This is a genomic window from Psychromonas aquatilis (assembly GCF_038155185.1).
Taxonomy (GTDB): domain Bacteria; phylum Pseudomonadota; class Gammaproteobacteria; order Enterobacterales; family Psychromonadaceae; genus Psychromonas; species Psychromonas aquatilis.
In genome coordinates this window covers 1-7,346 of sequence record NZ_JBAKAZ010000091.1, presented here as the reverse complement: position 1 = coordinate 7,346, position 7,346 = coordinate 1, and the positions used below count along the sequence as shown (strand labels likewise).

The following is a 7,346-nucleotide window of genomic DNA, read 5'->3' as shown; positions in this document are numbered from 1 at the left end:
TGTTTTGGTTTTTTATTTTGACGCAAGCAGGGAGACTAAAGTCACCGCCCCGAAGCGAACGTTAATACTATTTCGCTTAGATAGATACTCACCCATTTGTTAACGCTAGTGCTACTCACTTTTAGGAATTGAGCAGTTTGGGGTCGTGAATGTCGATCTTGTACGAGTTAAACAGAAGCCGTATTCAGTCGCAGGCTTATCTTTGATTACAACATTCATTACAACATTGAAAAAATAGGCATTAATAAAGCAAAGAGTTCGGCTTGTGAGCTAATGTTGCACTTTGAATACAGTTGCTTACGAAATACTTTTACTGTTTCTTTGCTGATGTTTAGATTAAGGGAGATTGATAAAGAGGAGTGTCCTTGCAGTATATATAATGCGACTTCAGCTTGGCGTGGGCTAAGTGAAATACCGTGTTGTTCTTGTAATTTACCTCTTAATCGCTGTTTTATCGGCGGTAAAACAATGCCTTTTCCTTCTTTGGGTTGGTAATCTTTCCAATGCTGCTGACATAATGCAGAAAGTATATTTTCATAAGACTTTATCTTCTTTAACTCGGTTTTACCAAACCGTAGACCACTGGTTTTATCACGTCCAAAACACGCTGTTAAGGTGATGTCATGATTGATTCTGGCAAATAAACTAAATTCATCAACCAAGGTAGTCGCTTGATAATACTCATTAAAATAACTAGTTTGTTTAAATTGGTCAGGTGCTAAGTCAAAAATACAATGTATGCCTTTTTGAATACCATTTTTAATAGCGTGATAAAAAGGATCCAGTAAATACGCTGCGGTTAAATAATGACTTTGCATATTCTGGTACACCGTTGAGGTAGAACACTCCCGATATAACTCTTCAGGGTTCATATCCTTGTGGTATGCAATGATAATCAAGTTATCAAAATCTATTATCTTCTTCACAAAATAACCTAACGCCTCGGCAAAATTAGCGTTTCCGAGCGATCTCACTACTTCAGCGAGCGCTTTATCTTGTTCTTTAGTCGGCATTAAACACATTCCTGTCAGTATAAAAACTATTCACATCACACTTTTTCAACGCATACCACGCTGGGGTTATATACCCCCTTAAGCGTTAAAATTAGTATAAATCTTCGTTAGGCGGGTTACTTTTTAAGTATCTTAATCAAGTATTGAACATAATAGAAGCAATAAAGCAGGTTTATCATCAATGACGAACGGTTGCACTACAAGCCAGTTTCAATGTATTAATAAACTAACTGCTTGTCTCTAGAAAATGTTCATTGGTTAATTTTATTAAAAAGACTTTAATTTAGAATATATGGAGATATGAAATGACAAGTTTAAAATTAACGAGGACTTTAACGTTATGGCCACTCATTATAATGGGGCTGGCTTACATGACACCATTAATTGTACTAGGGACCTTTGGCATAATAGCGGAAGCAAGTAACGGCACCGTGCCTATGGCGTTTTTAATTACCACTTTTGCAATGTTTTTTACTGCCAATAGTTATGGCATTATGGCGCGTAAATACCCAATCGCAGGCTCAGCATATACCTTTGCAACCAAGAGTATCGATAGCCGAGTAGGTTTTATGGTGGGGTGGACAATTCTCTTAGACTACTTCTTCTTACCAATGGTTATTTGGCTGATTGGCGCCGCTTATTTGGGTGCTCAATTTCCTGATGTCCCACAATGGCTATTTTTAATCGGTTTCGTATTACTGACCACCGTGATTAATTACATTGGTGTTAAAACCGCGGCTAAATTAAATTCAGTATTAATGATATTCCAATTAACAGCCATGGTGATCTTTGTTGTTTTATCGTTGGGTGAAGTCTATGGAAACGGCGGTATTAGTAGCTTGTTTAGCACAGCGCCGTTCTTTAATGAGTCTACCACCTTGGCTATTGTACTAGCAGGCTCAAGTATTGCCGCTTATGCCTTCCTAGGGTTTGACGCTATTACTACTTTCACAGAAGAAACCATTGAGCCTGAAAAAACCGTCCCTAAAGCGATTATGCTTTGTACGCTTTTTGCAGGTGTTATCTACATTGCTGTCGGATATACAACACAGCTTGTACACCCAGGTACAATGTTTAATGATACCGATTCAGCAGCCTTTGAAATTGCCGCTCAAATTGGTGGTAACTTATTTGCGTCACTGTTTTTAGCGGCGATGATCACAGCACAATTTATGTCTGGTCTATCTGCTCAAGCCAGTGTTTCAAGATTATTGTTTGCAATGGGACGAGATGGTGTTTTACCTAAAAAAGTGTTCGGTTTTTTACACCCTAAATATCTAACCCCTATCGGCGGTATTATCCTATCGGCTTTAGCTGCAACATTGGCTTTATTTTTTGATGTTATGCAAGCCGCTTCATTAATTAACTTTGGTGCCTTTGTTGCTTTTATCTTTGTTAACATGTCGGTTATTTTTACTTATTTAAAAGATCAGAAACAAGGCATTGCCACAGGCTCTAAAATACGTAATCTAGTTTTTCCTGCAATCGGTACGTTTGTTACTTTTTACCTAATGACTAAATTAGACCTTAACGCCTTAACAGTAGGGGGCATTTGGTTTGCCATTGGGCTTATCTATTTAGTGTATTTAACAAAAGGCTTCACAAAACCGACACCAGCGCTTCATTTTGAGGAATCTTAATATGCTTCACCATTTACCAATATTATTAATGCAATCGTCTTCTCGTCTACCAACAGCTGAAAGCTTAAATGAGTTTGAAGCTGAAATTAAAGAACTAAAGTCGGACTTTGAGAAAACAAGAATGATTGTTTACCCAGAAATCCACCTATGTCGCGCTGAAGGCACACGCGTAGAGCGTAAAAAAATGTATTACGATGCGGCTGAACCTTTAGATGGCCCGAGAGGGCAGCGACTTGCCAAAATAGCTAAAGAAAATAATATTTGGCTAATTCCAGGCACAGTGATTGAACAAGGTGAAGGAGATGATATTTACTGCACCGCTGTTGTCTATTCTCCAGAAGGGGAGTTAGTCACCAGTTACCGTAAATGTTTTCCATGGCGCCCTTATGAACCTTTTAAACCGGGTAAAGAGTTGAATGTATTTGATATTCCCGGTTTTGGGCGCGTTGGTATTTGTGTTTGTTATGATATTTGGTTCCCTGAAGTGGTGCGTCAATTATCATGGATGGGCGCTGATTTAATTATTAACTTAGTGCAAACATCAACATGCGACCGCAGCAAAGAACTGATTTTGTTACAAGCACAAGCCATTACCAACCAAGTTTACATCGCCAGCGTAAATGCTGCTGCACCCGCAGGCACAGGCGAGAGTATTATTATCGACCCAGAGGGAAATGTCAGAGCAAAATCTCCCGGCGTTTCTGAATTTATTTTAACGGATGTTATCAATAGTGATGAAGTTAAAAAGGTCAGAGAATACGGCGTATGTGGTTTAAACAGAACATGGGCGCAATTCTTACCCGATGATGCACCACTTAAACTACCCATCTATGAAAACGGTGAAATGAACCCGTTAACCTGGGAAGCTAAAAAGCGTTAAATCAAATGCTGCAAAAGCGAATGGGTTTTTGCAGCATTTTTGTTTTTTGTGAAATAGGGGAGCTATGCCAGTTTATTGGCTAAATTAAAATGAGTAGTACTTTGATTGTTTTCTGGTCTGTTGTTCAGCATCGTTATTGAGCAATTGAAATTAGTAATGATTACAACTTAAGTAGAGATTTTATTGTAGAATCAGTGTGATTTTTTATATTTAAGTGATTATTCTAATATTTGATAAGAACTTCTTTTCTACTACTTGAATAGTTAATTTGCGGGTGGAAGCGCAAATGTGCTAATAACTCTATTTTAAAATATTTTATAATGTTGTCATCCTTTTAAGATAATTAATAAATGTTCACATCAGTCTCATCAATGATTAGTATAAAAGCATAATGGGGGGGCATGATCCTACTGATAGCAGAGCTAGCGGGTTTAAGAAAGTGCATTATTGAGTTTTCCAATAAACTTGATTACTTAGTGAAGTAATCCATAAATGTAATTGATTTAAAGAATGAACGTAAAACAGTTTTTATATTAGCAACAGTAACGGATAAAATTTACGTATGTGGTTAAGGAGCGTAAACCAATACAAAATTTTTACACTTATAGTAATTAACTCCAAGTGATATTATAAAAGAAAAACCAAGGTATAACAGATGATTGAAGCAGATGATGCTATTGAAATTGAAAATCAAGATGAGCTTGAGTTAACAGCACACCCTCATCAAATGGGTACTGATACGCAAATACGGATTGCTAAAGAGCAATCTAGCATTTTTGAGTTGCTTCGTAAGGAAAGCCGTGGTGATCTTGTTCTTGCCCCTGACTTCCAAAGAAAAAATGTGTGGGACAGAAAGCATCAATCTGAATTGATTGAGTCAATATTGATGGGGATCCCTATTCCCTTGATCTATCTATTTGAAGATGAAGAAGGTATTAGACAGATTATTGATGGTAAACAAAGAATTACAGCCTTAAAGCAATTTAAAAATAATAAGTTTACGCTTACTAACCTTTCCATGTTGCCAGATCTTAAAGGAAAAAAATTCGATGATATTGCCCCTATTCTTCAAGCTAAATTAGAAGATTATCAGTTACATTCTTATGTAATACAGCCACCAACACCTGAATATGTAAAGTTCAATATTTTTGAACGAGTCAATCGAGGTGGGATTAACTTAAACAAACAAGAAATGCGTCACGCCTTGTATCAAGGAAATGCTACAACCCTAATCCAAGAGTTAGCAGAAAGCCAGCAATTTAAGTTAGCTACAGGAAATGGTGTAAAGCCAAATCGTATGCGTGATAGATACCTAGTGTTAAGGTTTGTAGCATTTTATCTGTTGATCACAGGTCAGCTTAAGGACTCGTCCATTCAATATAAATCGGATGTTGATGCATTCTTGGCATCAGTGATGAAATATTTAAATACAAAATCCTCCGTACAATTGATTGATAACGCCCAAAAAGCGTGTTTATATGGAATGGAGGGGGCATACCAAGTTTTAGGTGATGAAGCATTCCGTTTCAAGTCGAAAGATGGAGGGAACAGGCGACCTGTTAATATGGGGTTGTTTGAGATGTTAGTTTTTGCATTTTGTCACATAGATTATACCCAATTAGACAACACAAAAAGTAAATTACTAGTAAATACGTATAAAGAAAGTGTAGATGAAGTAGGACTTTTTTCTGGCTCAATTGACACTACAGAATATGTAAGAGCTAGATTTGATACCGCTCAAAAAATAACACAGGGACTTAAGAATGCTTAAGCAACTTGATATTAAAAACTTAAAAAGTATTGATAGAACCGTTTTAAAACTTGCTCCGTTAACTCTTCTGACAGGAGCAAACTCCTCTGGGAAATCAACTGCTATTCAAGCTTTGATGTTACTTATCAAGAATAGCCAGACTAGCAACCGCTATAGTATGGAAGAGCTAATTCGCTACTTAAATGATTTTGCTACAATACGTAATAAAAAGAACAATGCTAAGTCAATTGATATAAGCGTAATCGACAGTAGTAGCAATACCCATACTTTGAAAATAACCTCAGATGGTACAAATAAATCAAGCCAATTACCTTACCAGTATGAGTTGGAAGAAAATGAGCACGGTACAGAACTTTTATACCTAAATGCTAATCGTATAGGTGCTCAAGACCTAGTACAAGTATCAGAGCGCAAAGTAGGCAATTTAGGGGAATACTTATTCTCAACTTTCGAAAAGATAAAGGGTAGGACATTGCCTGATGCTCTTCTCAGATTTGATGGTTCTAAGACTATTTCATATCAGGTTAGTCAATGGTTGAGTTTTATTACAGGCTCTCAAACGGAGCTTATTACAGAAAAACTTAGTGACCAAGTAAAGGTCTCTTTTAACGTAAAAGAGATTGATAGTAATGTATCACCATTTAACCTTGGAGCTGGAATGAGCTATATCGCTAAGGTTATCATAATATGTTTAATGGGAAAAAAAGGGGATCTGGTACTCTTGGAAAACCCAGAAATTCAATTACATCCTAGAGCACAAGCCCAGTTAGGAGTGTTTCTATCATTTGTAGCTAATAGTGGAATCCAATTGATTGTTGAAACTCACTGTGAGCATTTAATCAATAAGATTGCTTACGAAACGTATGAAGATCGTATCTCTAGTGATGACATTGTTATTCATTACAAAAGTAGCGTTGAAAATGACTTTGAAACGATTTTGATCGATGATAATGGCGAGTTTAACGATATCAATGCCAATATTATTAGTTTCCCAACAGGTTTTTTTGATGCAACACTTTCTGATTTAATGAGTATGAGGTAAATAATGGCTGAAAAAATGGTACTTAGTACCTCACTATTGTTGGCCTATGAAAACGTTTCTTTTGAGCCTCGTAAGTATCAAAAAAAATACAAAAGGTTAATGAAACTAATTTCACTGCCATACAAAACGAATAAGAGGCAACTTATTAAAGCGCAAGAAGAAGGATTGAACTCTTCAGTTTTTGATAGATTAATGCCCCAGCTTCAGAATCAAGTTGATCGTGATGACTCATTGGAAGTGTTAGCATCAAAAACGAGCTTAAAAGTTATTTTGACTGAGGAGCAAAATGCAATATTACCCTATGTATATTATCGCTCCTCATTTATTGAAAACCAAATAACGGTCACCGTGTCACCTACAGAAAGCAGAGACGATCTCGTTAAGTACCTTCAAATTCTCTGTTCTTCAGCTACTAGAGTTACGATTTGCGACAATTATCTAGCCCAAGGTTGGGAAAACACTCAAAGTTTGTTTCGAATGGTCTTGCCTAGACACAAACTATCAATTGATTTTGTTGAAACACCAGATTTATTAGGTATTGTAAAAAATAGCTTTAAAGTGAATGAAGACTTTGTCAAATCTATTTCTCCAGAATGGACGACCTCTACGAGTACTCTTTATAAGGGTACTCATGATAGGTACTTATTTATCGAATCTCCCCAAGGAAATATTGAAGTAATGTTATCTAGTGGGTTTGAGCATATATGGAAAGTTAACCCTAAAGAGATAACCTGTGTTATTAGGGAAAAATAAATGCAGTCTATAATAGACACAGTACAATAAAAAATATTTCAAAACGACATCACTGACCAAATACACTTGCAAGATTGATTTCAGATTAGTCTAAAAAATACAACTAAGAATTATCACTTTACCATGAATGTACAGTTATTTATGTTAAGGATACGAAGCCTAAACAATGGGGTAATTGTGACACAATACTTTGGTAATCTCCCCATTTTTAATGGAGATCAGAAGTAGACGTTTTTCTCTGTGTTAA

Annotated in this window: 6 protein-coding genes; 5 read left to right on the top strand and 1 reads right to left on the bottom strand. The window is 36.4% G+C overall.

Annotation, left to right across the window (positions count from 1 at the left end):
* Nucleotides 1-218 precede the first annotated feature (218 nt).
* Complete coding sequence (locus V6256_RS14450) at nucleotides 219-1,013, bottom strand: helix-turn-helix transcriptional regulator (RefSeq protein ID WP_341598960.1); 795 nt, start codon at nucleotides 1,011-1,013, stop codon at nucleotides 219-221.
* Nucleotides 1,014-1,318: 305 nt separating this feature from the next.
* Between V6256_RS14450 and V6256_RS14445 the strand changes: the two genes are divergently transcribed.
* The 5 genes from V6256_RS14445 (at nucleotide 1,319) to V6256_RS14425 (ending at nucleotide 7,099) form a co-directional block, all read left to right on the top strand.
* Entirely contained in the window at nucleotides 1,319-2,653 is a 1,335-nt protein-coding gene (locus tag V6256_RS14445) for an APC family permease (protein ID WP_341598959.1), read from the top strand.
* 1 nt (nucleotide 2,654) lies between these two features.
* Nucleotides 2,655-3,533, top strand: a complete 879-nt coding sequence (locus V6256_RS14440) for a carbon-nitrogen hydrolase family protein (RefSeq protein WP_341598957.1) — start codon at nucleotides 2,655-2,657, stop codon at nucleotides 3,531-3,533.
* A gap of 655 nt (nucleotides 3,534-4,188) precedes the next feature.
* The gene (locus V6256_RS14435) at nucleotides 4,189-5,304 is read left to right on the top strand and encodes a DUF262 domain-containing protein (protein ID WP_341598956.1); all 1,116 of its coding nucleotides are present in this window, start codon (nucleotides 4,189-4,191) and stop codon (nucleotides 5,302-5,304) included.
* Nucleotides 5,297-6,346 carry an AAA family ATPase gene (locus V6256_RS14430; protein ID WP_341598954.1) on the top strand — a complete coding sequence of 350 codons (1,050 nt, stop codon included), beginning with the start codon at nucleotides 5,297-5,299 and terminating at the stop codon, nucleotides 6,344-6,346. The genes V6256_RS14435 and V6256_RS14430 overlap by 8 nt, the downstream gene beginning before the upstream one ends.
* Before the next feature lie 3 nt (nucleotides 6,347-6,349).
* The gene (locus tag V6256_RS14425) at nucleotides 6,350-7,099 is read left to right on the top strand and encodes a hypothetical protein (protein ID WP_341598953.1); all 750 of its coding nucleotides are present in this window, start codon (nucleotides 6,350-6,352) and stop codon (nucleotides 7,097-7,099) included.
* Nucleotides 7,100-7,346 lie beyond the last annotated feature (247 nt).

What these genes read in the sequence shown, in the direction of transcription:
- V6256_RS14450 (WP_341598960.1), bottom strand. Translation starts at nt 1,013, where the DNA reads ATGCCGACTAAAGAACAAGATAAAGCGCTCGCTGAAGTAGTGAGATCG.
- V6256_RS14445 (WP_341598959.1), top strand. Translation starts at nt 1,319, where the DNA reads ATGACAAGTTTAAAATTAACGAGGACTTTAACGTTATGGCCACTCATT.
- V6256_RS14440 (WP_341598957.1), top strand. Translation starts at nt 2,655, where the DNA reads ATGCTTCACCATTTACCAATATTATTAATGCAATCGTCTTCTCGTCTA.
- V6256_RS14435 (WP_341598956.1), top strand. Translation starts at nt 4,189, where the DNA reads ATGATTGAAGCAGATGATGCTATTGAAATTGAAAATCAAGATGAGCTT.
- V6256_RS14430 (WP_341598954.1), top strand. Translation starts at nt 5,297, where the DNA reads ATGCTTAAGCAACTTGATATTAAAAACTTAAAAAGTATTGATAGAACC.
- V6256_RS14425 (WP_341598953.1), top strand. Translation starts at nt 6,350, where the DNA reads ATGGCTGAAAAAATGGTACTTAGTACCTCACTATTGTTGGCCTATGAA.